Below are 23,493 nucleotides of genomic sequence, written 5' to 3'. Positions count from 1 at the left end.
GCACAGAAGGCCGGCGTGCGGTTCGTACCGACCGAAAGGCTCGAGGACGATTCATGAGCGACGACAACGACGTCTGGGCCGTCGACGACTGGGTGCCGGCAGATGTGAAACGCCGCAGCACCCGCGCTCTCGCCACGGTGCTGACGCTGACGATCATCGGCGGCGGGCTCTACCTCGCCGGCATCGTGACGATCCGGTCAGCTCTCGGGTGGCCCCTGTTCGTGAGCGGGCTGCTGGTGCTGGTCGCCGTCATCGTCCTCGTGACCGCAGCAAACCCATATCGGAGGGTCAGCGGCGACGCGGAACTACCCCACCACATCTTCCACCTCTCGCCCGAGCGATGGGATGAAGGAGCCACCGTCACGCTCGAAGTGCAACGGTGCCGCAAGAAGCAGTTCATCGCTGAGAGCCGCTGGGGCAGACGATCTCGGCTCGTCTACTTCTTCCCGCAGCGCCCAACACGACAGCAAGCGCTAGGCCGTGTTGATCAAGAGGGTTCACTCTCCGCTGGGCGAGTCTTGAACGGTGACGCGGCAGGAGATCTCGGACGAGGTGTGGGCCGTGCTGGAGCCGTTGATGCCGACGGTGACCGGGAGGTCGAGGCCGTGGACGGATCATCGCCTCGCGGTCGAGGGTATGGCGTCGAAGTACCGCACCGGGGCGCCGTGGCGGGACGTGCCGGAGCGGTTCGGTAAGTGGAACTCGATCTACAAGCGGTTCAACCGGTGGGCCGAGGACGGCACCTGGGAGAAGCTGCTGGCCGAGGTGCAGAAGCAGGCCGACGCCGCCGGGAAGATCGACTGGGTCGTCTCGATCGACTCCACGATTGCACGTGTGCATCAGCACGGCGCGACACTGAAGCGTGACACAGGGGGCCCTGCCGAATCACAAGAATCCGTGGTTCGAGCCGCCTGATCACGGGATCGGACGCTCCCGTGGCGGCCTGACGACCAAGCTGCACCTGGTCTGCGACGGCCGCGGAAGGCCGCTGGGCATGGTCATCACCGGTGGGAATGTCAACGACACCACGATGATGCCCGCCGTGCTTGAGGACATCCGCGTGCCCCGCGACGGGAAGGGCCGGCCGCGCACCCGCCCCGACCGGGTGCTCGCCGACAAGGGCTACCCGTCGAAGGCGAACCGTGCATGGCTGCGCACGAGAGGGATCGCGGCCACGATCCCCGAGAGGGACGATCAGATCGCGCACCGCCGCAAGAAGCCAGGCCGACCGATCGACTTCGGCGATCAGCAGCAGGAACGCTACAAGGGCCGCAACGTCGTCGAACGCTGCTTCAACAAGCTCAAGCAGTGGCGCGGCATCGCGATGCGTTCGGACAAGCTCGCTCGCAACTATCGTGCCGCGATCAGCCTCGCTGCGACGCTGATCTGGATCAAGACGGACCTGTCCCGTCCGGCCTGGACATAGGCCGGCCGGCGCCGCGCCGATGCGGCAGGATGACGGGATGAGTTCCTACGTTCGCCCTTTGATCGAAGCGCCGGTGTTCCGCGATGCTGACGGCGCGGTGATCAGCTACGGGAGTCGGTGGCACGGGTCACCTCCGGAAGACACCTACTCGGTCGACACGCATCCCGAGCGGTTCGCACCGCTGCACGTTGTCGCTGACGCCCTTATCGCCCACCTCCGAGAGACGTATGACGTCGAGGTCGATGAGGGTGTTGAGGTGGCAGCGGATCTGCTGCGTCCCGCGTTTCATGATGTGGTGCGCGCGGTGCGGATACGTCCTAATGATCCGAAGTGCGCGTCCTTGACGTTGGTCTTCACCGCTTATCCGGGGATCTACATGCACGCGGGACTATTGCACGACTTCCACTACCCAGTCTGCGGTTGCGACGCTTGCGACTCGAGCTGGGAGGCCGAAGCCGATGAACTCGAGCAGCAAGTGTTCGCGACCGTCAGCGGCAACTACCGAGAGACGATCGAACGCGGACTTCGCCCCTGGGTCGATTACGCCTTCCCCTATCCCGACGGCGCGAGCTCCGGGAAATCCCGCTCCCAAGATCTTCCTGCCCAGCGCCTCAAAGACGCCAAGCCCGTCCTCCGCGACCTTCCCGTCGGATGGAATCACTGGCCGCGCCCGGCCCCGCCTCTTGATCAACACGGCCTAGCTCGACGGTAGGCCGAGCCTGTCGAAGAACGCCCTGTTCCGCTCCGTGGCCGCGTTGACGAGGCCGTCGAAACTGATGACCTCGACATACGCCTTGTACGGCTCGACGTAGCCGAAGTACCCGAGCCCGTCATGCGTCTTGGTCAAGTTCGACAGCTTGCACATGCGCTCCATCGTTGGCGTCAGGTCGGCGATGACGTAGCAGAAGGCCGGCGGCTCCTGCGCGCTCGACGGAATCAGCCGCCCGGTTGCCGTCGTTACTTTGCCCTCGCGAACCCGCGCGACGTAGTCAAGGCACTGCGCGATGGGGTTCTTGTCCTCCGTCGTCGCGTCGTTGCGCATGGGGCGCTTGATCTCGACGACGACGATCGACTGCAGCGGCAACTTCTGCCCCGCGGTCGCGAGCACGGGCGAGTCCGCCTCGAGCACGCGTGTCGCCAGTATGTCCGGTCGGTTCGTCGAGGCGTCGTCCGTGACGGGCATGCTCTTGAGAGTCTTGTCGGACGCGAGGTAGTGTGGAAGACGAGCCGCTCGTCCAGAATCCACAGGTTCGACGCATCGACCCCGTCATCGTTCGAGTCCTTGCGCATGGGGAAAAGCAGCTCGTGGACGCGGTCTTCGCGAGCATACCTGCCATCTCCGTCCGACTCGATGAGTTTTGCGAGGATGTCGAGGGTCGTGCGGCGCCGAGCAACGTGCCTTCGGGCGACCTTCTCTCGGAGCGCGACAGCGCTTCATCGAACCATGAAGGAGTAGTCGGAATGTCCACTGCCAAGGTCGCTCTCGTCTCGGGCGCAGGTCAGGGAATCGGTCGCGGAATCGCGCTCCAGCTCGCGAAGGACGGCTTCGACGTCGCCGTCGCAGACCTCACGTTTCAGGAGGAGAAGGCGCGCGGCGTCGTCGCGGAGATCGAGGCGCTGGGCCGCCGTGCGATCTTCGTGGCTGCAGACGTGTCGAAGAAGGAAGACGTCGTCGCCGCTGTGGACGCAGCCGCCACGCAGCTCGGCGGGTTCGACGTCATCGTGAACAACGCGGGCATCGCGCAGGTCAAGCCGATCCTCGACGTGACGGCGGAAGAGCTCGACAAGATCTTCTCCATCAACGTGAACAGCGTGGTCTTCGGCATCCAGGCCGCTGCCGACAAGTTCATCGAGCTCGGTGTGAAGGGCAAGATCATCTCCGCCGCCTCGATCGCGTCGATCAAGGGCTTCCCGATCCTCGGCGCGTACTCGGCGTCGAAGTTCGCCGTGCGCGGCCTCACGCAGGTCGCGGCGCAGGAGCTCGCCCCGAAGGGCATCACCGTCAACGCGTACGCTCCCGGCATCGTCGGCACGGGCATGTGGGACCTCATCGACGAGAAGCTGTCGGAGATCAACGGCAAGCCGCGGGGCCAGAACCTCAAGGAGAACGTCGAGAGCATCGCCCTCGGCCGCATCGAGACGCCCGAAGACGTCGCGAACGTCGTGTCGTTCCTCGCAAGCGAGAAGGCCGACTACGTGACCGGCCAGGTGCTGCTCGTGGACGGCGGAATGCTCTACAACTGATGCATCCGAAGGGGGCGCGGGGAGGACATGTCCTTCCCGCGCCCCCTTTTTTGCGAAGTCTTCGCGAGGACGCCGCGCCCGGCCGGTTCCTCATCAGGCCGCTGGCAGGTGCCGGCGCCAGCTGAGCGCGACGATCCCGACGCTGACCGCCGCCAGGACCGCGCCGGCGAGGAACATCGTCGTGTACGGGATCCACGCGCCGAGCGCGGCGAGGATCGCCGGGATGAAGAACCCGAGATACGTCAGTGAGTAGTACACCGCGGTGAGTCCGGCAAGATCGCGCGGACCGGCGATCCGCTGAATCTCGCGCAGTCCCCCGACGAGCAGCATGCCGTAGGCCGCGCCGAGTGCCGCGGCGGCCACGAACGCCCAGGCGAGCGAGTTGAGGCTCACCGCGACGGCGGCCAGGATCATGGCGGGAACGGTGACCGTCAGCGCGATCCCGATGCCGCGGGCCGACAGCGGGGTGTCGACCTTCGCGGCGAACCGCTGCACCGCGACACCGCAGCCGAGCGCGACGACGCACAGCAGACCCGACACACCGATCTGCAGTCCCGGCGCCTGCGACATCATGAGGCCCGGCAGGATCGCGTACGCGCTTGCGGCGGTGCCGAAGACCCACGGCGCCATCGGGACGACGACGAGGAGGAACCGGCGGTGCATCGCGGTGGGGATGCGCAGGTCGGCGAGGAGCGGCCCAGAGGTGTCTCGGCGCGGCCGGCTCTCCGGCGCCGCCCACAGCAGCACGAGCGCGACGAGGGTGAGAGCGATGTGCAGGAGGTAGGGCGACGCGGTGGGGATCGGGCCGAACTGCCCGAGCGCCGCAGCGAATCCGGCGCCCAGCGCGAACCCGGACGTCAGTGCGAGTGCAGCGCGTGAGGCGCCACGGCCGTCGACGGCGCGGGTCGTGAACGGAGGCTCGGAGAGCTCTTTCACCCAGCTCGTGCCGACTGCCATCACGAGCCCCAGCGCGATACCCGACAGCACCCGCCCGGCGAACAGGAGCGGCATCGAGGAAGCCCCGACGGCGAGGAGCGTGCTGCCCGCAATCGCGATGATCGGGGCGGGGACGAACAGCGGTCGGCGGCCGTACCGGTCGGACAGCGGGCCGCCGAGAAGGAGCGCGGGCACGATGCCCAGGACATATGCCCCGAGCAGTACATTCACGCTGAAGGCGCTCATCTGGTCGATCTGGCGGTACATCACGAGCAGCGGTGTGAACTCGTTTCCACCCCACGCGACAGCGAACAGGGCAGCGCTCACGCGCATCCAGGGGACGATCGCGATCCGCTCTCCGGCGGCGGCTCCCTCGGAGGACATCTCACTCATGACAGCAGCTCCCGGTGGGTCTTCTTGATGTGACGGCCGAGTGCCACCTCGAACGCCGCGGTCTCGCCATCGCCGATGAGGCGGACGAGCAATCCGTGATCGTCGAGCACCTGCTCGGCTCGGTCGTCGCGTCGCCAGAGCGACCACGCGAGCATCCGCCTCTGCCGATCGCGCAGCGTCGCGAAGAACTCTGCGAGCAGGGCGTTCCCGCCGGCCGCGACGATCCGGGCGTGGAAGGCCGTGTCTGCCTCGGCGAGCCGCGCGAGGTCGGATGCCTCGTACGCGCGGCGTTGCTCGTCGAGAATGTCGGAGAGCTCGTCGACGACGTCCTGCACCCGTTCGGAGTCACGGACGAGCCGCCGCACGGCATCGGTCTCGATGAGGATGCGCGCCTCGACGACGTCGTCGAGCTCTCCCGGCGTCACATCGCGGATCAGCGCACCGCGCTTGGGGTACAGCCGCATCCACCCCTCGACCTGCAAGCGCAGGAACGCCTCGCGGACGGGGGTGCGGCTCATCCCGAGTTCGTCGGCGATCGTTCCTTCGCTGACCATCGTCCCGCCGGCGAGATCGCCGTCGAGGATCCGCTCCTTGACCTTCGCGTACGCGGCATCCGCGGCGGATGCCTCCGTCTCCTGATGCTCCATGACCCCGTCCCCGTGCTGATGAACAAGATAGATACTAGTTGCATCTCAGCCCGGTGCAAAGTGGCTCTTCGGACATTCGGTGGGGGTCATGGGGTGAGGCCGCCGGCGGCGAGGAGCATGCTTTGCCACGAGCCGTACGCCAGGAAGTTGCGAGCTGCACGCAGCCGCCACATTGCAGCGACGATCGATTCGACCTCCCTGATCGCGTCGTCCAGGGAAACTGATTCAACCTCGGGCGCATCCTTCTGCCGAGCGAGTCGGAAACGGTACCGGTCATCATCGGCGCGGGGCTCGACGTTCTCTGCGATCCTCGACGGATCATCCTCGCCCTGAATGCGTGCGTCGAGCAGATCATGCATGTACCGGTTTCGCTCGCTCCACGCTTCGGCGGCCGCGTCGATCGCGCTGTGGATCGCGCCGCGCATGTCGGCATCGATGGGCTCGTATCGGTCGAGCAGCTGCCGGCAATTCTTGACGGCCTCGGTCCAGTTGGCTGGGGCATCAAGAAGCGCCTTGCGATCGTCGCGGCCGCGCAGAGCCGCATGAAGGCCTCGAAGCGCTGCGTCCATGTCCACAGAGTCAGACACGATCCGGCCGCGCACGAAGACCCAGCGGTCTGAGGCGGGGAGTGCTTTGAGCTGGTCGCGGTCCATCCGGACAGCATTGCACGGTAGCCACGGCGTCCGATTGTGACCCGATAACGAGTATCGGCCGCAGTGACTGGCGCAATTGAGTCGTCCGCGCGCCCGAGACCCCTATGCACTCAAAGTGCGGGATGCCTGTTCCAGAGTTTCGCTGACGACGCGGTAGTACGCCCAGCGGCCTCGCTGTTCGCGGGTTGCCAGGCCGGCATCGACGAGCAGCTTCATGTGATGCGAGACGGTGGGTTGTGACAGCCCCACAGGGTCGGTGAGGTCGCAGATGCAGGCCTCGCCGCCGTCGGATGCGGCGATGAGTGAGAGCAGTCGCACGCGCGTCGGGTCACCCAACGCTTTGAATGTGTGGGCGATCCGCTCCGCTTCATCGGCCGTGAGCACCCCGCCGGTAACCGGCGAGCAGCAGACCGCCACATCGGCTGGCAGGAGAGTCAGAGGGGAAGGCATGATCGAATTCTCTCACTTCGTATTGACATTTGTCGATACATCGACAAGTCTCGATGCATCGAGGTTTGTCGATGCGTATTGGAGAAGGCTGATGGAGAGCACGTTGCCCGTCGTTGTTATCGGTGCTGGTCCGCAGGGGCTGGCCGCGGCTGCGCATCTGGTGGAGCGCGATGTCCCGGTCTTGGTGTTGGAAGCAGGGTATGGCCCTGCCGCGGCTGTGCGCGAGTGGGGGCACGTGCGGTTGTTCTCTGAGTGGCCGGAACTGGTTGATGCGGCCGGGGCTCGCATTCTCGAGCCCACTGGCTGGACCGCCCCCACGACGGGATATCCCACCGGGGAGCAGTGGATCGCCGGGTATCTCGCACCCCTCGCCGCCGAGCTGGGCGAGCACATCCGCTTCGGTTCCCGAGTCGTGGGAGTATCTCGCCTTGGGCGTGACCGACTTGTCGACGCGGGTCGCGGAGAGCAGCCGTTCACCGTGCACGTGCAGCCCGGGGAAGGCGACGAGTACCGGTTGCAGGCTCGGGCGGTCATCGACGCCTCGGGAACCTGGGATACTCCGAACCCTGCTGGTGCTGACGGCCTGCCGGCTCTTGGAGAACGGGCATCCGCGGATCTGCTGTCCTACCGCATCCCTGACTTCCGTGATCGTGAGCAGTTCGGCGGCAATCACACCGTGGTCATCGGGTCCGGGCACTCTGCGGTCACCGCCGTTCTGGCGCTGGGGCAGATGGCGCGCCGCGATCCGAACACGACAGTGACCTGGGTGCTGCGGCGTGCTGCCGCGGGCAACGCTTTCGGAGGCGGCGAGGCCGACGAGCTGCCAGCTCGCGGAGCGCTCGGCATCAGGGCGAAGGAGTTCGTCGACGCTGGCCTGGTTTCTCTCGTCACGGGGTTCCGCGTGGAGCGGGTCACCCGCGACGGTGAGCGGCCGGTGCTGGTCGCCGAAGACGGCCGTACCCTCGCCGCCGATCGGGTGGTGGTCTTGACCGGTTTCCGCCCGGATCTTTCGTTCCTGTCGGAGCTGCGCCTGGAGTTGGACGCGACGTTGCAAGCTCCAGTGCGTATCGCCGCGGAAGTGGATCCCAACGTGCACTCGTGCGGCTCTGTCGCCGCCACGGGCGCGGTCGACCTGGCTCAGCCGGAACCGGACTTCTACTTGGTCGGCGCGAAGTCGTATGGCCGAGCACCCACCTTCCTCGCTCTGACCGGGTATGAGCAGGTCCGCAGTGTCGTCGCTGAGCTGGCCGGCGATCACGAGGCCGCGCGCCGAGTCGAGCTTGTGCTGCCGGACACGGGAGTGTGCGGTGGGGCGGGACTGTTCGACGCATCCGGGGCATCGCTGGGCGGGTCGTGCTGCGCGCCGCCCGCTCAGGTCCTCCAGATCGGCCGCATGCCGGCATCCGTCTGACGAGAGGGAGTCGACGATGGACCCGCATTTCGCTTTCGAGGTCTACAAGCGGAGGGAAATCGAACTAACGCGGCGGCTGGAGCTTCAGCGTGTGGCGCGGGAGAGAATCGGCGCGATACACGGGACTCCGCGGGAAGGCTGGCGCTCCCCCGTGCAGCTGTGGTGGAAGGCGTCGTTGGGCGGCCGTGTGGCTCGCCCGTCGCCCGTCCCCTGCTGCGCCACCGCCGCCGCCGCCTGCTGAGCAGCCGCACCGGGGCCGGGTTCGTACGGCGCTTCTCAGGTGAGAATCGCCGTACGAATCTTCTCGGCCACCGCTTCGCGCAGCGGGCGAACAGCGTCAGCGTCCCACGATTCCGGGTTGGGGAACGACCACTCCAGAAGTTCCCCACGAGGCGTCGACGGCAGGGAGAGCCCGGGCTTCATCAGGACCACGACGTCGGCGGCGTCCAGGTCGTCGACTGTGACGGCGCGCGGCACGCGATCGGTGATGTTCATTCCGAGTTCTGCGACGGTGGCGGCCACGGCCGGATTCACTTCGTCGGCAGGGGAGAGACCTGCCGACGTCGCGGTGAAGCGGTCGCCGGCCAGGTGCTCAAGGAGCGCTGCGCCGAGTTGTGAGCGGCCGGCGTTGTGCTGGCAGATGAAAAGGACGGTCGGGGGAGCGTCGGTCACGGGTTCTCTTCCGGGTCGGGTTTCAGCTGGCGGCGAGACGGGGAGCGAGTTCCGCGATGCGGCGCTCCAGCTCGTCGTAAGCGGTATCGAAGGCGTCATCGGTGCCGATCCGCACGGGGTCCGGGATCGACCAGTGCAGGTGCCCCGTGACCCCGAGTTCTTCGTGAGCGTTATCGCAAACCGTCACCACGAAATCGGAATCGGTCAGGACCGAAGTCAGGGAGCGCGGTGATTCCGTAGGCAGCGCGAGGGCGTGGCGCTCGGCTGTGGCAACCGCACCCGGATCTATCCGCTCGGCAGGGTGCGTTCCTCCCGACGACGCCGGGATGCTGCTGCGGGTAGACCACAATGCCGCAGCAAGCTGCGACCGGGCGGAGTTCGCCGTACAGACGAACACGACGCGATCCGCGCGCTCCACTCGGCCCGGAGTGAGCCCGCGAAGTGCAGTTTCGGCCAGGTGAACGTAGCTGCGCCGTTTGTCGGCCTCCGAGCGAGAACGCGAGACCATCCCCACGGACTCCAGCACATTCAGATGGTGCGTGACGAGGTTGGAAGGAAGGCCCAACGCCACCCCGATTTCGGTGGGGGAGAGGTCGCCCAGCGTGAGACGGTCGACGATCCGCAGGCGAGATGGGTCACCCAGCGCGGCGTGCTTCGCCGCGCGCGCCTCCACCTGATCAGTTCGTTCAGTGTTCATTGTTTCAATCTTGACTGAACTACCCCTCTCGGGTCAAGATAAACCGACATGAACATTGCTACCCGCTCCCAGCCCGAGCCCGCGCGACCTCACCTGCTGCGCCGAGCCGCCGCCGAGTTCCTTGGAACTGGCCTGCTCGTCACGATCGTTGTGGGTTCCGGCATCGCTGCGCAGCGCCTCTCACCGGATGACGTCGGCCTCCAACTGCTGGAGAACAGCCTGACCACCGCGCTCGGTCTGACGGTCCTGATCCTCATGCTGGGCCCCGTGTCTGGCGCGCACTTCAACCCCGTGGTGTCGATCGCGGATTGGCTGCTCGGAGGCCGCGCCCGGACGGGACTCCCGCTGCGCGACCTCGCCCCGTACCTGCTCGCGCAAGTTCTCGGCGGGATCGCCGGAACGTTCTTGGCAGGAGTGATGTTCGACACCGCCCCCGCGCTCTCATCCAATGACCGCGCGACCGGTGGCCACCTGGTCGGGGAGGTGGTCGCCACGGCGGGCCTCGTGCTGCTGATCTTCGCGCTCGCCCGCACCGGCAAGGGATCGACCACGGCAGCCGCGGTCGGCGCGTACATCGGCGCGGCGTACTGGTTCACAAGCTCCACGTCGTTCGCGAATCCCGCGGTGACGATCGCTCGCATGTTCACCGACACCTTCGCCGGCATCGCACCCGCCTCTGTCCCGCCGTTCATCGCTGTACAGCTCGTCGGGGCCGCGATCGGCCTCGGCCTGCTGCTCGCCCTCTACCCGACCGCCGCCCGCACGGCCGGCGACGTCGTGGTCCCTCAACAACTCGAACACCAGCGCTGAAAGGCACCCTCATGCATCTTGTAGCGATCGGCGGAAGCGACGCCGGAATCTCCACCGCCCTCCGCGCCCGCGAACTCGACCCGTCTGTCGATGTCACCGTGGTGGTTGCCGACTCGTACCCGAACTTCTCGATCTGCGGCATCCCGTATTACTTCTCCCGCGAGGTACAGCCCTGGCAGTCACTCGCGCACCGCACCCACGCGGACCTCGAAGCCACCGGCATGAACCTCCGACTTGACACCCTCGCCACGGGCATCGACGTCGACAGCCGACGACTCACGGTCCGCGACGCGAACGGCACCGAATCGACCATCGCGTACGACGAGCTCATGGTCGGCACCGGAGCCTCCCCGTCAACCGCGGGCATCGCAGGTCTTGACCAGCTCGGCCCCGACGACGGCGTGCACCTGTTGCACTCGATGGGCGACACCTTCGCGCTCGAGAAGTACCTCGACGAACACCAGCCCGAAACGGCAATCATCGTCGGCGCCGGCTACGTCGGCCTCGAAATGGCCGAAGCGCTCACCGTGCGCGGCCTCCAGGTCACCCAGCTCCAGCGCGGCCCCGAAGTCCTCTCCACCCTCGATCCCGAACTCGGCTCCCTCGTCCACGACGAACTCACCCGACACGGCGTCGACGTCCTCACCGGCACGCGCGTCGAAGCCGTCGCCCGTGACGGCGGCAGGATCACCGTCACCGGCACCCACGACGGAGAGGCACTCTCCCGCACCGCTGACGTGGTGCTCGTCGTCGTCGGAGTGCGACCCAACACCAGCCTTCTCACCGCAGCCGGCGCGACCACGGGCGCGGGCGGCGCTGTCGTTGTCGACGAACAGATGCGTACCGACCTGCCGAATGTTTGGGCGGCCGGCGATGGTGTGGTCACCCACCACCGCCTGCTCGGCGTCACATACCTTCCTCTCGGCACCACGGCGCACAAGCAGGGACGTGTCGCGGGGGAGAACGCAATCGGTGGGGATACACGGTTCGCTGGGAGCCTGGGCACGCAGGTTGTGAAAGTGTTCGACGCCGTGGCCGCACGCACGGGGCTCCGCGACCACGAAGCGACAGCGGCCGGCTTCGCCCCGCACAGTCACACCGCGATCGCGGACGACCACAAGCGGTACTACCCGGGCGCCACGCCCATCAGCATCCGCATCACCGGGAACACCAACGACGGGCGTTTGCTCGGCGCGCAGCTCGTCGGCACCCGCGGTGCGGAAGTTTCTAAGCGCGTCGACACCTACGCCACGGCTCTGCACCACGGCATGACTGTCGCCGCGATGAGTGACCTCGACCTCTCCTACACGCCCCCGCTCGGCTCCCCATGGGATGCTGTGCAGATTGCAACGCAGGCGTGGGAGCGTGAAGCGCGCTCGCTCGTCTCGGCGGTGTAGCCGCTGATCTTGTTCTCTTACCCCGGCGTGGCGGGCGTCGGGCGGAGTGTTGTCACCCCCTAGCGTCAGAGTGAAAACCTCTCGGCAAGGCTCTATCCGTTCGGCGTGTCGTCACCGCGCGATCCGTTGGACTCCCCTAGAGTGATGGTGCGCGATAGAAGTGCGCCTCAAACCCGGCATCTGATGCCGGGTTTTGTCGTTAACAGGCATCTGCGTGAGCCCTGGTCCCAGGGTCACCCGTTTCGCGCGCGATGCTCGCGGCTGATGCTGCGGGCACCACCGACCACATTTCGTGGACGGACCACCCAGAGGGGAGGTCGCAACGTGGATCTTTCGAGCCTGTTCTCGGATCCGCTGTTGCTGCCTGCTCTGCTGATCGCAGCCGGTCAGGTCACCTGCCGGCTGCTGCCCCTTCTGTCGAAGCGAGCTAACAAGCTCGCCGTTCGGCTGATCCGGGCCAAGCGGAGCAAGTAGCAAAAAGCGCCCAACGCCGATGGTTAAGGAGGAGTCTGCCCAAGATCTACTGGTGACCCGGCGTAATCGTGACCGGCGTATTCGCTGTCGAGAACGCCCGTCCGACACTCCGCCGAATACGTACCACACGCGTTTCGGTGCGGTTAGGTTTCGGCGGAGGGTTTCGGCGGGTCACGCTTCGGCGTGTCGCGCGCTTGATGGTCCTCGTCGGCCTGGTCGCCAGAAACGATCGTTTTCGGCAGCTCTCGCGTAAGGCTGAGGCGTAAGGTTGCCTGGTCGACCCGGACCCTGTCGACGGCGGTGATCCGGTCCGCTCGTCATGAGCGCGGTAGCCGGTCCACTCGTCGCAAGGGTGGTGCCGACGCCCCACTAATCGTCGAGACGGTCGAGAATCTCATTCATCTGGTCGATCTCTTCCTGCTGTGACGAGATGATCTGCTCACAGAGATCTTGGATCTCCGGGTCGCTGATGTCTGATTGCTCACACACCAGAATCGCTCGAGAGTGATGCGGGATCATGGAACGGAGGAACTGGTCGTTACCGACGAACGCTTCCGAGCGTCCCATGAAGAAGGCGACAAGGAAAAGCGCGGCGAAACCTACGAGCAAGCTGATGTTCGCGGCCTTGTTCGGGAACATCTTCCACATGACGATGACCATGATGATGCCCATGGGGAAGACCATCATCAGTGCCATGTAGAGGTTGCTGATGTTGAGGAAGAGATCGTCCAGGACGTTGATCATCGCAAACGTGAGGAAGTACATCACAACGAAGCTGAGCGATAGCGAGACGGCGAGCTTAAGGTAGCTCGACATCCCGCCCTGATTCTTCCCCTGGGAGTGGCCGGCCGGCGGGCGTGAACCGTTGTCGGCGTGCTGGCTTGTCATAGCGACTCCAGCAGTGCAACGCACGCCTGTTCGCAGCGTCGGCATGCCTCAGCGCAGATCGTGCAGTGTTCGTGCATGGTGTGCTGTTCACACTCGTTAGCACAGCTCAGGCACGCCGCTCGGCAAGCTTCGAGCGCGGCACGGGTGACGCTGGCGTCGTGCCCGGTGCGACGGGAGAGGATCCGGGTGGTGGTTACGCAAAGGTCTGCACAGTCCTGGTTCGCGCGAATGCACTTGATTAGGTCAGCAACCATGTCCTCGCTGAGGCAAGCGTCGGCACATGCGGTGCAGGCTTGCGCGCACGCGAGACACGCGTCGATGCAGTCGACGAGCTTCTTCTGATCAATTCCGCCCAGATCTTTCGGATACGTGCTGAGCATTTCTTCGGTGACGGTCATGAGAGAACTCCTTTCGTGAGCCACGAAAGTACGCTCGCATCGCCCGCGCACTGAGGCCCTTGAATACCCCGCTGGGGTCTGGTAACCCGGTATTGATAAGCCGCCGCGCTGCGCAGATCAGCCTGTGAGCTGAACAGAGTCGGCGACCACGTTCGCCTAGCGGGAATAGAAGCGAAAACATTGAGTTAGATACCCCCAGGGGGTATGCTCGAGGCATGAACGGGTACGACGGAAGCAAGGACGACCTGCGCAAGCGGTTGAATCGCGTCGAAGGCCAGGTGCGGGGGATCTCCCGGATGGTTGATGAGGACAAGTACTGCATCGACATCCTTACGCAGGTCTCTGCGGCGACGAAGGCCCTGGAGACGGTGGCGTTGTCGTTGCTGAGCGATCATCTGAGTCACTGCGTCGCTCAGGCAAGTGCTGAGGGTGGCGACTTCGCAGCGGAGAAGGTTCGTGAGGCCAACGAAGCCATCGCCCGCCTGGTTCGTTCATGACCACACGTCTGTTTAGTAAAGGAGAACACCATGACTGATCGCATCGAGCTGGGACTGACGGATGCGAACGCTGGTTGCGCATGCTGCGCTGCCCCATCGAACACAGAGACAGCCGTCCACGACGATTCTGCGGTCACATCGGAGGTGCTCGTCGACGGGATGACATGCTCGCATTGCGCATCGAGCGTCAGTGAGGAGCTGGGCGCTGTCGACGGTGTCGAGTCCGTCACCGTGGATCTCAACGCGGGTGGCACCTCCCGGGTGACCATCCGCAGCACCGCCCCGGTTGACCCCGCCGCTGTGAAGGCTGCGGTGGAGGAGGCCGGCTACGCTCTCGCGACCAGCCAGCCCTGAGTTGCATCTGTCGGCCTCCGGCTTACCCCGGGCGCACCTGAGCAAGGAGTCTCCGATGAGCCAGCACGACGAACACACCGATCACACCGCGCACCGCAACCACACGGCGGCGGCAACGACGGAGCACGACCATGGGGCGATGAGCCACGATCACGCTGCACCGCACGAAGACACCGGGCACGGCGGCCACGAAGATCACGCCGGTCACGGCGGGCATGGCGGCCACGGGGATCATGTGGGGCAGTTCCGGCGCCTGTTCTGGATCATGCTGCTCCTCGCCGTGCCGGTGGTCGGATTCTCGACGATGTTCTCGATGATCCTGGGGTACCCGCTGCCGGACGCGGCGTGGGTCGCGTGGGTGTCACCGGCTCTCGGAACGGTGATGTACGTGTGGGGCGGTGCCCCGTTCCTGACCGGTGCGGTCGGTGAACTTCGTGCCCGCAAACCGGGGATGATGCTGCTGATCGCCCTCGCGATCACCGTGGCGTTCCTCGCCTCCTGGGGGGCGAGCATCGGGCTGCTGCACCACGAGCTGGATTTCTGGTGGGAGCTGGCGCTGCTGATCGTGATCATGCTGCTCGGCCACTGGATCGAGATGCGTTCCCTCGCCCAGACGACGTCGGCGTTGGATTCCCTCGCCGCATTGCTGCCCGACGAGGCGGAGAAGGTCGACGGAGACACCACTGTCACCGTCGCACCGGCTGATCTGCAGGTCGGAGACGTGGTGGTGGTGCGTCCGGGCGGGCGGGTCCCCGCGGATGGGCGGATCGTGCAGGGTTCGGCCAGCATGGACGAGTCGATGATCACCGGAGAGTCTCGGCCGGTGCGCCGCAGCGATGGTGACCCGGTAATCGCTGGAACCGTAGCCACCGATTCCGGGGTGCGGGTAGAGATCACCGCCATTGGTGAAGACACCGCACTCGCGGGCATCCAGAAACTGGTCACGGAGGCGCAGAGTTCATCGTCGCGGGCGCAACGACTCGCGGATAAGGCAGCGGGGTGGCTGTTCTGGTTCGCGCTCGGCGCTGCCGCGATCACCGCGATTGTGTGGACTCTCGTCGGCCAGCCCGAGGCAGCCGTGATCCGCACCATCACCGTGCTGGTCATCGCCTGCCCGCACGCGCTGGGTCTCGCGATCCCACTGGTCGTGTCGATAGCGACCGAACGCGCCGCCCGTGGAGGTGTGCTGATCAAGGATCGTCTCGCCCTGGAGAGCATGCGCACCGTCGACACGATCCTGTTCGACAAGACCGGCACGCTCACCAAGGGCACCCCCGCCGTGACCGCGATCGATCCCGTCACAGGGGCCGACGCCGATCAGCTGCTCGCGTGGGCGGCGGCCGCGGAAGCGGACTCCGAGCACCCCCTCGCCCGTGCGATCGTCAACGCAGCGAAAGAGAAGAACCTCACCGTTCCGCGATCGACCGATTTTGAATCCTCCCCCGCCGTGGGGGTGCGTGCCCGTGTCGACGGACACGTCGTGCAGGTCGGCGGCCCGTACATGCTCGAGCAAGAACACGCCGCCGAGCTGCCGGTTGCCGACGAGTGGCGCGGTGAGGGTGCGATCATCCTCCACGTGCTCGTCGACGGTCAGGTGACGGGCGCGCTGCGCCTCGCGGATGAAATCCGCTCCGAGTCGCGTCACGCGGTCGTTGCGCTTCACGAGCGCGGCGTGCAGGTGGTCATGATCACCGGTGACGCTGACGCGGTCGCCGCGTCCGTCGCCGGCGAGCTGGGTATCGACCGGTACTTCGCCGGGGTCCGTCCGGAGGACAAAGCCTCCAAGGTGAAAGAACTGCAAAACGAAGGCCGCAAGGTCGGGATGGTCGGTGACGGCGTGAACGACGCCCCCGCCCTCGCCCAGGCAGACGTAGGGATTGCGATCGGTGCAGGAACGGACGTTGCGATCGCCTCCGCAGGTGTCATCCTCGCCAGCGACGACCCCCGATCGGTGATCTCCGTGATTGAGCTGTCGCGGGCCAGTTACCGGAAGATGAAACAGAACCTCTGGTGGGCCGCCGGGTACAACCTTCTCTCGGTGCCGTTGGCTGCCGGTGCGCTCGCCCCCGTCGGGTTCGTGTTGCCGATGTCGGTCGGTGCAGTGTTGATGTCACTATCCACGATCGTTGTCGCGCTGAATGCGCAGTTGCTGCGACGGCTGAACCTCAGCCCGGACGCCGTCGTCGACAAGTAGGCGCATGGGCGGCGGCGACGTACCCTGGAAGAAAGGGAGGTGGGACAGTGTTGACGACGATCGCACGGCGCGTGCATGACCAGCGCACCCTCACCCGCACCCTGCTGACCGTCGTCGCCGTCGCCTTTTCCGTGATCTTCGGGCTTCTGGCGATGCACTCGATGAACACGCACACCATGCCCTCCGGGCACAGCGAAACCATCGCGGTCGCACCCGCGCATGCCGACGCTCACCCCGCACACGCCTCAGGCGAAGCTGCAGCGATGGATGAGACGGGCTGTGCGACGTGCTCTGACGATCACGGCATGTCGTGGATGGCCTGCGTTCTCGCGCTCCTCATCGCCGTAGTGCTGGTCACCCGGCCGCCCGCCTGGTGGCGCTCACTCACCGAAACCCCTGGTCCGCTCCTTTCACGTTTTGCGCTTCGCGGCGCGCTGTACCCGCTGCGGCCGCCGTCTCTCACCGTTCTCTGCATCAGTCGCACCTGATGGCTGGCATGCCCGTTCTATGGGCAACGCCCCCTCGCCCAGCCTGTCTCGCTGGGCACCATCATCGACTCTTGGAGAGAACCATCATGAAGACCCGTTTTGCGGCGACCGCCGCACTCACTCTCACTGCTGTGCTCGCCCTTGCCGGCTGCGCTGGAAACACCTCCGGCGGAGGCGATATGCCCGGCATGAATCACGAGAGCAGCAGCTCCGCCCCGGCGTCGGCGGACGCCAATGACGCCGACATCATGTTCGCCAGCATGATGAAGGAGCACCACGCTCAGGCCATCGAGATGTCTGACATGCTCCTCAGCAAGGACGGCGTCAACGAGCGCGTCGCCGCCCTCGCGGAAGAGATCAAGGCAGCGCAGGGCCCCGAAATCCAGAAGATGGAGCAGTGGCTCGAAGAGTGGGGCGCTGATACCTCCAACATGGAAGGCATGGACCACGGCGGCGGCATGATGTCCGACGACGACATGCAGGCCCTCGAAGATGCCACCGGGGCGGACGCCAGCCGTCTGTTCCTCGAGCAGATGATCGAGCACCACCAGGGTGCCGTCGAAATGGCCCAAGACGAAGTCGACAACGGCCAGAACAGTGACGCGGTCGCCCTGGCCGAGACGATCATCGAGGCACAGACCACGGAGATCGCCACGATGAAAGACCTCCTCGACACACTCTGATCTACCTTCGGGGGTGCGGCGCTCGCCCGCACCCCCGAACTGGCCTTCTCGCAGTAACCCACGCCACCGCGCTGGTGCCATGTCGCGACTCTCATTCGCGTACCGCTCGCGCACCTGCATGCATTTCTTCACGTCGGAGTCTCATGAACCGCCACTCGCCCCTACCCGCTTTCGCGATCGCTCTCGCAGCCGTCGCCCTCACCGGCTGCGCCGTGCCGCAGGCCTCCGGCACCAACGCGGTCCCCCCCGTTATCCAACACATTCACGGTGTTGCCGCTGACCCCCGCGGTGAGGACCTCTTCATAGCCACCCACGGAGGACTCTTCACCCTCACTCCTGAAGGTGCGATCGCCGGTCCCATCGGAGGCCACGATTTCGATGCGATGGGCTTTACCGTCCTCGACGACGCCCTCTTCGCATCCGGTCACCCGGGCACACAGACACCCGCAGAGCTCGGCTCCCCGAACCTAGGTGTCATTCGTAGTGACGACTTCGGCGAATCGTGGTCACCGATCGCCCTCACTGGCAGTACGGACTTCCATGTCCTCACCGCCGGACCAGACGGCACTCTCTACGGGATCGCCTCCGATGGCGTCGATCTGCTCATCAGCACTGACGACGGTCTCGAATGGACCCGCTGCGCAACACTTGCCGCGGCAGACCTCGCCGCCACCGGCGACGGTCTCTACGCCGCCGCGGAAGAAGGACTGCTCCTCAGCACCGACAACGGCGCCACCTTCACCCCCGTCGCCGACGCCCCGCTGCTCTACACACTCGACGCCAAACCCAATGGCTCGCTCGCAGGAGTCGGAACCGACGGTGCCCTCTGGTCACAGAACACCGAAGGAACATGGCAACGCCTCGACGCGCTTCAAGGGGCCGCTAAGGCCTTCACCGCGATCGATGACGAACGCTTCATCGTTGTCGACGACCGCGGCATCGTCCAGATCACAGCCGACGACACAACCATCCTCGCCCCCGCCCGGTAGAGAACGCCACCACCAGAACGGCCACCCATGGTCCCCCGCCGCAATCCCTTCCGACGCATATCCGTCTTCATCGCGTGCGCCACAGTCCTCGCCCTGCTTCTCGCCCTTGCGAGCTTCTACCTCATCGGAGCCATATTCAGATGACCCGCCACCTGCACCCAGCTCGGCACCGTCCACGAGCACACGTTCCCACGCGCACCAGCCACATGTCCCCACAGCGGCGTCACGATCGCCTCGTACGTATCGGGGCCTTCCTTCTCCTGGCCGCCGTCGCACTGATCGCAACTCATCTCCTCATCGACACAACCGTTCCAGACCAACGGTCACTCTGGGCATACACGCTCGGAAGCTACGAAACAGCGTTCATCCTCGCGATCGTCGGACTGGCGCTCGTGCTGCGTGAACCCCCGGGAGGCGCGGATGAATCTCAATGACTACTGGACCAACGCCTTTTGGTCCGTCATCCCCACGATCGCCGTCGTCGCAGCATTCTGGTTCGTCCTGCGGTCCATCATCAGAGCCGACCGCAACGAACGAAAAGCACACGCCAAGATCGAGCAACAACTCCGCGCGGAACGAAACCATCCTCGCCAACTCGCATCGGCGGACGACGAGCGAGACCCGCTACCTGAACGCCGGAAACGTCTGCCGAAAGCAGATACCGGCGAACGTTAACGGCGGGCGCACGATGACGGGCGACGCGAACTCGCCGGAAACGATCGTTTTCGGTGGTAGCCCGGGCACGACATCAACAGCGAAGTCGAGGATGATTGAGTCGTGGAGATTGAGCTGCTTTATATCGCCGGTTGCCCCAGCTGGGTTGAGGCTGGCCGTCGTGTTTCTGAGGCGCTACGAGAAACAGGCCACGACGAATCGGAGGTTCACTACCGACTCATCCGGACGGAGGAGGACGCGGGCGCAGTCTCGTTCGCGGGCTCCCCCACGATCACCCTGGATGGCAACGATCTCTTTCCGGGGTCGGGGCGAAGCAATGACCTCGCCTGCCGTATTTACAGCACCCCTGCTGGGCTGGCCGGGATGCCAACGGTTGAACAGATTCGAGAGGCGCTCTCCGCTCATGGCGACTGACGAGGACGTTGCGTGCACGTGCTGCGGGCGACATCTGCCACGCAAGAAGCTGCACGCACTCGGAGACGATCGCGCTTTCATCTGTCGACGATGCGGCTGGTGGGTGGCTTTGCGCCTACATCGCGACCGCCCGCCTGCCTAAGCGTGAACTCACTCAACGGCTGCCCACGGCGATCGCGCCGATGTAGAGGGCGAGTTGATGGGTGTCCCACCACCGCACAACGGATCTCACTCGGTGCTCTCATCCCCGGCGCGGATCATGAAAACTGCTCCGGTGATCGCTGCGGCGAAGATTACGATGTCGGCGATGTTGCCGATGAACCAGTTTCCGTAGGCGAGGAAGTCCACGACGTGACCACGGGCGAATCCGGGGTCCCGGAAAAGGCGGTCGCCTGCGTGTGAGGCGGAAGCGCCGCCGAGCGCGCCGATGACGATCGCCCATCTCACGCGTTGCACTCGGAACGCGAACACGATCGCTGTGACCGTGGCGGCGACAGCGAGCAGCGCGAACACCCAGGTGAAGCCTTCCCCGAAGGAGAATGCCGCTCCGGGGTTATAGGCGAGCTGCAAACCCAGCAGGTCACCGATCAGCGGGATGCGCTCACGGTCGGTGAGGGTCGCTTCGGCCCACACCTTGGTTCCCTGATCGATCAGCACGACGACCACGGCGATCAAGAGCGCTCCACCAGTGAGCTGCCGCCGCCGGGTCGACGACAGCTTGCGCGCAGCGGGCGGATGAGCCTCTGACTGGGAGGAGGTCATGCGAGCACCTCGATCAGACGGACGATGACCCCAGATTCGATCAGGATGAACAGGCCCAGGCCGATGAACACGGCCGGTACGAGCCAGTGCTCGACGCGCTCCAGCCCCTCGGTAACAGCCTTGTTGGTGCCGATCAGCCGGCCGGCCGCGCACCAGACCGCGACGAGGATCAGGAATACGACGATCATGATCGCGACGTCGCTGGGGGCGCTGGTGCGGAAGATCGGCGTGTAGAGGGAGATGTTGTCGGCCCCGTTGGCGATCGTGATCCCTGCGACGCCCCATAGTCCGACCGCGGTGATCTTGGAGTCGTCATCATCGTCATCGCTGTTACGGCGCAGGCCGCGAATGAGCGTCCAGATGCCGATGCCGAGCGGGATCAGACCCAGGAAACCGACCCATTCGTCCGGAACGATGGTGAGACCGAGAGCGGCGATCACGCTGATCACGACGAGGGTGATGAACCCGAGATACTGGCCCGCGACGATCTGCCACGGCCGGGGCTTCCCTCGACTGGAAGCCAGGAACAGCACGGTGAGCACGACAATGTCGTCGATGTTGGTTGCCGCGAACAGGCCGATCGCTGAACCGATAGTTGCGAGCATCAGCTTTCCAGTCGTGGCGTGCGGGTGCGTGCGGCGCGCAGACCGTTGAGGATCACGATGACCTCCGCGACCTCGTGGACCAGGACGACGGCCGCGAGCCCCAGGACGCCGAAGAGCGCGAGCGGGAGCAGTGCAGTGATGATCAGCAGCGACAGGATGATGTTCTGGTTGATGATCCGTCGACCGCGGCGGGCGTGATCGAACGCTCGCGGGATGAGGCGCAGATCATGGCCGGTGAAGGCCACGTCGGCGGATTCGATTGCCGCGTCGGAGCCGGTGGCGCCCATCGCGATACCGATGTCTGCGCCAGCGAGGGCCGGTGCGTCGTTGATTCCGTCGCCGATCATCGCGACCGGCCCCGCCTTTGACAGCTCGCCGATCGCGGTTGCCTTATCCTCGGGACGCAGTTCCGCGCGCACGTTGCTGATCCCGGCCTGCGCGGCCAGTGCACGAGCGGTGCGGGCGTTGTCTCCGGTGAGCATCGTCACGCCGACGCCTTGGTTGGTGAGCGTCCGGACTACCTCGGGGACTTCAGGGCGCAGTTCGTCGCGGACGCCGATCGCGGCGACGGGGGTTCCGTCGCGGTGGACGATCACGACGGTCATGCCCTGCTCCTCCAACTCCGCGACCTGCTTCCCGAGGTCGCCCGCGTCCAGCCAGCGAGGACTGCCGACGGTGATTCTCGATCCGCCGACAGTGCCGTCGATGCCGTGCCCGGCCTGCTCGGTCACATCTGCAGCTGCCGGTGTGCCCGGGGCCGCGGCGGTGATCGCAGAGGCAAGGGGATGCGTGCTGTGCTGCTCCAGTGCGGCCGCCCAGGCCAGCGCCTGTGTCTCGGTCACGCCGTTCGCAGTGAGCACCGCGGTGACCGCAGGTTCGTTGCGGGTGAGGGTGCCGGTCTTGTCGACCGCGACGTGGCGGACCGTGCCGAAGCGCTCGAAGACGGCGCCGGACTTGATGATCACGCCGAACTTGCTTGCTGCGCCGATCGCGGCGACGACCGTCAGCGGCACCGAGATCGCCAGCGCACACGGAGAAGCGGCGACCAGCACGACAAGCGCGCGGGTGATCCACACCTCTGGATCGCCCAGCAGCGACCCGATGATCGCGACGAGCGCTGCGAGGATCAGAACGCCGGGTACGAGCGGGCGGGCGATCCTGTCCGCGAGACGTGCACGCTCGCCCTTCTCGGTCTGCGCCTTCTCGACCAGCTCCACGATCGTGGTGAGCGAGTTGTCGGTGCCCGCAGCGGTCGTTTCGACCTCCAGCGCGCCGGCGCTGTTGATCGCACCGGCCGACACCGCATCGCCGGGCTCGACCTCGACGGGGATCGACTCCCCGGTGATCGCCGAGGTGTCCAGGCTGGAGCGGCCAGAACGGACGATCCCGTCGGTTGCGATCCGCTCGCCGGGACGGACCACCATGACCTGGCCGACCGTCAGCTCTCTCGCGGGCACCTGCGCAGAGACGCCGTTCTGCAGCACGGTCGCTGTCTCCGGCACGAGCTTCAGCAGCGCCCTCAGCCCGCCCCGGGCACGGTCCATCGCCTTGTCCTCGAGCGCCTCAGCAATCGAGTACAAGAACGCCAGAGCCGCAGCCTCCTCCACGTAGCCGAGGATGACCGCGCCGATCGCGCTGATCGTCATCAGCAGCCCGATACCGAGCTTGCCCTTGAACAGTTTCCGGATCGCGCCGGGCGTGAACGTCGACGCACCGAGGAGCAGACCGGCCCAGAACAACACCAGCGCCGGGATCTCGAGGCCGGACCATTCAAGGATCAGACCGGCCAGGAATGCGACACCGGAGAAGACCGGCACCATGATCCCACGGTCCCTCCACCAGGGCCGCACAACCTCTTCGGTCTCATCCTCCGCCGCAGTGGCAGGCTGGGCAGGCTCGTGCTCGCAGCCACACGCCGCGCTCACGCGTCCGCCCCCGTCCCACAGCAGCCAGCCACCGTGCACGCAGAGTCCACGCACGGCGCGTGCTCATCGACCGCCAGCGTCACGTCCACGAGCGCGACGAGCGCAGCCGTAAGATGCGGGTCGGCGATCTCGTAACGAGTCTGGCGACCCTCCGGCTCGGCAACGACAATCCCGCAGTCACGCAGGCAGGTGAGATGGTTCGACACGTTCGAACGCGTCAGCTCCAGCTCACGAGAGAGCACAGCCGGGTAGCTCGGTCCACCGAGCAGAGACATTAGGATTCGGGAACGCGTGGGATCGGCCATGGCCCGGCCGAGCCGGTTCATGACATCGAGGCGTGAGGAAATAGTCAGCACACACTGAACTATACAGTGATTGATGACCTATTGGAACGGCTTCACCCCAGGCGAC

General features: G+C 65.7%; 29 protein-coding genes. 16 read left to right on the top strand and 13 right to left on the bottom strand.

The features are described 5' to 3' along the window. Positions 1-53 precede the first annotated feature (53 nt). From ACFV3I_RS13280 to ACFV3I_RS13270, 3 genes are all read left to right on the top strand, one after another. Positions 54-695, top strand: a complete 642-nt coding sequence (locus ACFV3I_RS13280; protein ID WP_378823111.1) for a hypothetical protein — start codon at positions 54-56, stop codon at positions 693-695. After that, a protein-coding gene (locus ACFV3I_RS13275; RefSeq protein ID WP_378823231.1) for an IS5 family transposase occupies positions 577-1,426 on the top strand; the annotation gives its coding sequence in 2 pieces (ribosomal slippage) (positions 577-870 and positions 872-1,426; 849 coding nt in all). The genes ACFV3I_RS13280 and ACFV3I_RS13275 overlap by 119 nt, the downstream gene beginning before the upstream one ends. A gap of 37 nt (positions 1,427-1,463) precedes the next feature. Next, positions 1,464-2,138, top strand: a complete 675-nt coding sequence (locus tag ACFV3I_RS13270; RefSeq protein WP_365763901.1) for a DUF6226 family protein — start codon at positions 1,464-1,466, stop codon at positions 2,136-2,138. On the opposite strand, the gene ACFV3I_RS13265 is transcribed toward ACFV3I_RS13270, so the two are convergent. Beyond that, on the bottom strand, positions 2,124-2,609 hold the full coding sequence (locus ACFV3I_RS13265) for a hypothetical protein (RefSeq protein WP_378823108.1): 486 nt from the start codon (positions 2,607-2,609) through the stop codon (positions 2,124-2,126). The two genes, ACFV3I_RS13270 and ACFV3I_RS13265, sit on opposite strands and share 15 nt — an antisense overlap. Positions 2,610-2,887: 278 nt before the next feature. Between ACFV3I_RS13265 and ACFV3I_RS13260 the strand changes: the two genes are divergently transcribed. Beyond that, positions 2,888-3,670, top strand: a complete 783-nt coding sequence (locus ACFV3I_RS13260; protein WP_155049184.1) for an acetoin reductase — start codon at positions 2,888-2,890, stop codon at positions 3,668-3,670. Positions 3,671-3,763: 93 nt separating this feature from the next. Here the strand turns inward: ACFV3I_RS13260 and ACFV3I_RS13255 are convergent, their stop codons facing one another. From ACFV3I_RS13255 to ACFV3I_RS13240, 4 genes are all read right to left on the bottom strand, one after another. Next, positions 3,764-4,999, bottom strand: coding sequence for an MFS transporter (locus tag ACFV3I_RS13255; protein WP_051216769.1), 1,236 nt, complete (start codon positions 4,997-4,999; stop codon positions 3,764-3,766). Next, positions 4,996-5,646 (bottom strand): GntR family transcriptional regulator, encoded by a 651-nt coding sequence (locus ACFV3I_RS13250; RefSeq protein WP_114306374.1) that lies wholly within the window; start codon positions 5,644-5,646, stop codon positions 4,996-4,998. The genes ACFV3I_RS13255 and ACFV3I_RS13250 overlap by 4 nt, the downstream gene beginning before the upstream one ends. A gap of 86 nt (positions 5,647-5,732) precedes the next feature. Continuing rightward, complete coding sequence (locus ACFV3I_RS13245; RefSeq protein WP_378823107.1) at positions 5,733-6,299, bottom strand: hypothetical protein; 567 nt, start codon at positions 6,297-6,299, stop codon at positions 5,733-5,735. A 102-nt stretch (positions 6,300-6,401) separates the two neighbouring features. Next, positions 6,402-6,749 carry a helix-turn-helix transcriptional regulator gene (locus ACFV3I_RS13240; protein WP_156145917.1) on the bottom strand — a complete coding sequence of 116 codons (348 nt, stop codon included), beginning with the start codon at positions 6,747-6,749 and terminating at the stop codon, positions 6,402-6,404. 91 nt (positions 6,750-6,840) lie between these two features. Between ACFV3I_RS13240 and ACFV3I_RS13235 the strand changes: the two genes are divergently transcribed. Then, positions 6,841-8,160 carry an NAD(P)-binding domain-containing protein gene (locus ACFV3I_RS13235; protein ID WP_365763934.1) on the top strand — a complete coding sequence of 440 codons (1,320 nt, stop codon included), beginning with the start codon at positions 6,841-6,843 and terminating at the stop codon, positions 8,158-8,160. Positions 8,161-8,436: 276 nt separating this feature from the next. Here the strand turns inward: ACFV3I_RS13235 and ACFV3I_RS13230 are convergent, their stop codons facing one another. Both ACFV3I_RS13230 and ACFV3I_RS13225 read right to left on the bottom strand, forming a co-directional pair. Continuing rightward, on the bottom strand, positions 8,437-8,832 hold the full coding sequence (locus ACFV3I_RS13230; protein ID WP_378823105.1) for a low molecular weight phosphatase family protein: 396 nt from the start codon (positions 8,830-8,832) through the stop codon (positions 8,437-8,439). A gap of 22 nt (positions 8,833-8,854) precedes the next feature. Then, positions 8,855-9,529 carry a helix-turn-helix domain-containing protein gene (locus tag ACFV3I_RS13225; protein WP_378823104.1) on the bottom strand — a complete coding sequence of 225 codons (675 nt, stop codon included), beginning with the start codon at positions 9,527-9,529 and terminating at the stop codon, positions 8,855-8,857. A gap of 48 nt (positions 9,530-9,577) precedes the next feature. Here ACFV3I_RS13225 and ACFV3I_RS13220 point away from each other — a divergent pair, with 48 nt between their 5' ends. The 3 genes from ACFV3I_RS13220 to ACFV3I_RS13210 all read left to right on the top strand — a co-directional run bounded on the left by ACFV3I_RS13220 (position 9,578) and on the right by ACFV3I_RS13210 (position 12,210). Next, positions 9,578-10,339, top strand: a complete 762-nt coding sequence (locus ACFV3I_RS13220) for an MIP/aquaporin family protein (RefSeq protein ID WP_365763890.1) — start codon at positions 9,578-9,580, stop codon at positions 10,337-10,339. 11 nt (positions 10,340-10,350) lie between these two features. Continuing rightward, positions 10,351-11,736 carry an FAD-dependent oxidoreductase gene (locus ACFV3I_RS13215; RefSeq protein ID WP_365763888.1) on the top strand — a complete coding sequence of 462 codons (1,386 nt, stop codon included), beginning with the start codon at positions 10,351-10,353 and terminating at the stop codon, positions 11,734-11,736. A gap of 324 nt (positions 11,737-12,060) precedes the next feature. After that, positions 12,061-12,210, top strand: a complete 150-nt coding sequence (locus ACFV3I_RS13210) for a hypothetical protein (protein ID WP_179516243.1) — start codon at positions 12,061-12,063, stop codon at positions 12,208-12,210. A 369-nt stretch (positions 12,211-12,579) separates the two neighbouring features. Here ACFV3I_RS13210 and ACFV3I_RS13205 read toward each other — a convergent pair whose 3' ends face one another. Together ACFV3I_RS13205 and ACFV3I_RS13200 are read right to left on the bottom strand one after the other, a co-directional pair. Next, positions 12,580-13,098 carry a DUF305 domain-containing protein gene (locus ACFV3I_RS13205; RefSeq protein ID WP_200838872.1) on the bottom strand — a complete coding sequence of 173 codons (519 nt, stop codon included), beginning with the start codon at positions 13,096-13,098 and terminating at the stop codon, positions 12,580-12,582. Continuing rightward, positions 13,095-13,496, bottom strand: a complete 402-nt coding sequence (locus ACFV3I_RS13200) for a four-helix bundle copper-binding protein (protein ID WP_082750002.1) — start codon at positions 13,494-13,496, stop codon at positions 13,095-13,097. The genes ACFV3I_RS13205 and ACFV3I_RS13200 overlap by 4 nt, the downstream gene beginning before the upstream one ends. Before the next feature lie 215 nt (positions 13,497-13,711). Here ACFV3I_RS13200 and ACFV3I_RS13195 point away from each other — a divergent pair, with 215 nt between their 5' ends. The 8 genes from ACFV3I_RS13195 to ACFV3I_RS13160 all read left to right on the top strand — a co-directional run bounded on the left by ACFV3I_RS13195 (position 13,712) and on the right by ACFV3I_RS13160 (position 19,790). Beyond that, positions 13,712-13,993 carry a metal-sensitive transcriptional regulator gene (locus ACFV3I_RS13195; protein ID WP_053095982.1) on the top strand — a complete coding sequence of 94 codons (282 nt, stop codon included), beginning with the start codon at positions 13,712-13,714 and terminating at the stop codon, positions 13,991-13,993. A 30-nt stretch (positions 13,994-14,023) separates the two neighbouring features. Further along, complete coding sequence (locus ACFV3I_RS13190) at positions 14,024-14,347, top strand: heavy-metal-associated domain-containing protein (protein ID WP_060921756.1); 324 nt, start codon at positions 14,024-14,026, stop codon at positions 14,345-14,347. A 55-nt stretch (positions 14,348-14,402) separates the two neighbouring features. Then, positions 14,403-16,541: a heavy metal translocating P-type ATPase gene (locus ACFV3I_RS13185; protein WP_164479519.1), complete on the top strand. Its 2,139-nt coding sequence runs from the start codon at positions 14,403-14,405 to the stop codon at positions 16,539-16,541. A 47-nt stretch (positions 16,542-16,588) separates the two neighbouring features. After that, the gene (locus tag ACFV3I_RS13180) at positions 16,589-17,029 is read left to right on the top strand and encodes a DUF6153 family protein (RefSeq protein ID WP_042538298.1); all 441 of its coding nucleotides are present in this window, start codon (positions 16,589-16,591) and stop codon (positions 17,027-17,029) included. Positions 17,030-17,115: 86 nt separating this feature from the next. Next, positions 17,116-17,712, top strand: a complete 597-nt coding sequence (locus tag ACFV3I_RS13175) for a DUF305 domain-containing protein (RefSeq protein WP_026049681.1) — start codon at positions 17,116-17,118, stop codon at positions 17,710-17,712. Positions 17,713-17,855: 143 nt separating this feature from the next. Beyond that, entirely contained in the window at positions 17,856-18,701 is an 846-nt protein-coding gene (locus tag ACFV3I_RS13170; protein ID WP_378823101.1) for a F510_1955 family glycosylhydrolase, read from the top strand. A 420-nt stretch (positions 18,702-19,121) separates the two neighbouring features. Next, positions 19,122-19,376, top strand: coding sequence for a hypothetical protein (locus ACFV3I_RS13165; RefSeq protein ID WP_081859903.1), 255 nt, complete (start codon positions 19,122-19,124; stop codon positions 19,374-19,376). A 102-nt stretch (positions 19,377-19,478) separates the two neighbouring features. Further along, entirely contained in the window at positions 19,479-19,790 is a 312-nt protein-coding gene (locus ACFV3I_RS13160) for a hypothetical protein (RefSeq protein ID WP_029153956.1), read from the top strand. A gap of 228 nt (positions 19,791-20,018) precedes the next feature. Here ACFV3I_RS13160 and ACFV3I_RS13155 read toward each other — a convergent pair whose 3' ends face one another. From ACFV3I_RS13155 to ACFV3I_RS13140, 4 genes are read right to left on the bottom strand one after another with little or no spacing between them, the layout of a single operon-like run. After that, complete coding sequence (locus ACFV3I_RS13155; RefSeq protein ID WP_029264099.1) at positions 20,019-20,552, bottom strand: signal peptidase II; 534 nt, start codon at positions 20,550-20,552, stop codon at positions 20,019-20,021. Beyond that, a complete protein-coding gene (locus ACFV3I_RS13150; RefSeq protein ID WP_036275918.1) occupies positions 20,549-21,157 on the bottom strand; it encodes a cadmium resistance transporter in 609 nt (202 codons plus the stop codon). The genes ACFV3I_RS13155 and ACFV3I_RS13150 overlap by 4 nt, the downstream gene beginning before the upstream one ends. Continuing rightward, positions 21,157-23,082 (bottom strand): cation-translocating P-type ATPase, encoded by a 1,926-nt coding sequence (locus ACFV3I_RS13145; RefSeq protein ID WP_197491836.1) that lies wholly within the window; start codon positions 23,080-23,082, stop codon positions 21,157-21,159. The genes ACFV3I_RS13150 and ACFV3I_RS13145 overlap by 1 nt, the downstream gene beginning before the upstream one ends. After that, the gene (locus tag ACFV3I_RS13140; RefSeq protein ID WP_036275916.1) at positions 23,079-23,438 is read right to left on the bottom strand and encodes a helix-turn-helix transcriptional regulator; all 360 of its coding nucleotides are present in this window, start codon (positions 23,436-23,438) and stop codon (positions 23,079-23,081) included. The genes ACFV3I_RS13145 and ACFV3I_RS13140 overlap by 4 nt, the downstream gene beginning before the upstream one ends. Between the last annotated feature and the right edge of the window lie 55 nt (positions 23,439-23,493).

The sequence above is a fragment of the Microbacterium sp. NPDC059771 genome (genome assembly GCF_042732495.1).
Lineage (GTDB): Bacteria > Actinomycetota > Actinomycetes > Actinomycetales > Microbacteriaceae > Microbacterium > Microbacterium sufflavum.
This window is presented reverse-complemented; position numbering and strand designations above follow the sequence as displayed.

Excerpts from the sequence above, each read along its gene's own strand:
- ACFV3I_RS13280 (WP_378823111.1), top strand. The coding sequence starts at position 54 with ATGAGCGACGACAACGACGTCTGGGCCGTCGACGACTGGGTGCCGGCA.
- ACFV3I_RS13270 (WP_365763901.1), top strand. The coding sequence starts at position 1,464 with ATGAGTTCCTACGTTCGCCCTTTGATCGAAGCGCCGGTGTTCCGCGAT.
- ACFV3I_RS13265 (WP_378823108.1), bottom strand. The coding sequence starts at position 2,609 with ATGCCCGTCACGGACGACGCCTCGACGAACCGACCGGACATACTGGCG.
- ACFV3I_RS13260 (WP_155049184.1), top strand. The coding sequence starts at position 2,888 with ATGTCCACTGCCAAGGTCGCTCTCGTCTCGGGCGCAGGTCAGGGAATC.
- ACFV3I_RS13255 (WP_051216769.1), bottom strand. The coding sequence starts at position 4,999 with ATGAGTGAGATGTCCTCCGAGGGAGCCGCCGCCGGAGAGCGGATCGCG.
- ACFV3I_RS13250 (WP_114306374.1), bottom strand. The coding sequence starts at position 5,646 with ATGGAGCATCAGGAGACGGAGGCATCCGCCGCGGATGCCGCGTACGCG.
- ACFV3I_RS13245 (WP_378823107.1), bottom strand. The coding sequence starts at position 6,299 with ATGGACCGCGACCAGCTCAAAGCACTCCCCGCCTCAGACCGCTGGGTC.
- ACFV3I_RS13240 (WP_156145917.1), bottom strand. The coding sequence starts at position 6,749 with ATGCCTTCCCCTCTGACTCTCCTGCCAGCCGATGTGGCGGTCTGCTGC.
- ACFV3I_RS13235 (WP_365763934.1), top strand. The coding sequence starts at position 6,841 with ATGGAGAGCACGTTGCCCGTCGTTGTTATCGGTGCTGGTCCGCAGGGG.
- ACFV3I_RS13225 (WP_378823104.1), bottom strand. The coding sequence starts at position 9,529 with ATGAACACTGAACGAACTGATCAGGTGGAGGCGCGCGCGGCGAAGCAC.
- ACFV3I_RS13220 (WP_365763890.1), top strand. The coding sequence starts at position 9,578 with ATGAACATTGCTACCCGCTCCCAGCCCGAGCCCGCGCGACCTCACCTG.
- ACFV3I_RS13215 (WP_365763888.1), top strand. The coding sequence starts at position 10,351 with ATGCATCTTGTAGCGATCGGCGGAAGCGACGCCGGAATCTCCACCGCC.
- ACFV3I_RS13205 (WP_200838872.1), bottom strand. The coding sequence starts at position 13,098 with ATGACAAGCCAGCACGCCGACAACGGTTCACGCCCGCCGGCCGGCCAC.
- ACFV3I_RS13200 (WP_082750002.1), bottom strand. The coding sequence starts at position 13,496 with ATGACCGTCACCGAAGAAATGCTCAGCACGTATCCGAAAGATCTGGGC.
- ACFV3I_RS13195 (WP_053095982.1), top strand. The coding sequence starts at position 13,712 with ATGAACGGGTACGACGGAAGCAAGGACGACCTGCGCAAGCGGTTGAAT.
- ACFV3I_RS13190 (WP_060921756.1), top strand. The coding sequence starts at position 14,024 with ATGACTGATCGCATCGAGCTGGGACTGACGGATGCGAACGCTGGTTGC.
- ACFV3I_RS13185 (WP_164479519.1), top strand. The coding sequence starts at position 14,403 with ATGAGCCAGCACGACGAACACACCGATCACACCGCGCACCGCAACCAC.
- ACFV3I_RS13175 (WP_026049681.1), top strand. The coding sequence starts at position 17,116 with ATGAAGACCCGTTTTGCGGCGACCGCCGCACTCACTCTCACTGCTGTG.
- ACFV3I_RS13170 (WP_378823101.1), top strand. The coding sequence starts at position 17,856 with ATGAACCGCCACTCGCCCCTACCCGCTTTCGCGATCGCTCTCGCAGCC.
- ACFV3I_RS13165 (WP_081859903.1), top strand. The coding sequence starts at position 19,122 with ATGAATCTCAATGACTACTGGACCAACGCCTTTTGGTCCGTCATCCCC.
- ACFV3I_RS13155 (WP_029264099.1), bottom strand. The coding sequence starts at position 20,552 with ATGACCTCCTCCCAGTCAGAGGCTCATCCGCCCGCTGCGCGCAAGCTG.
- ACFV3I_RS13150 (WP_036275918.1), bottom strand. The coding sequence starts at position 21,157 with ATGCTCGCAACTATCGGTTCAGCGATCGGCCTGTTCGCGGCAACCAAC.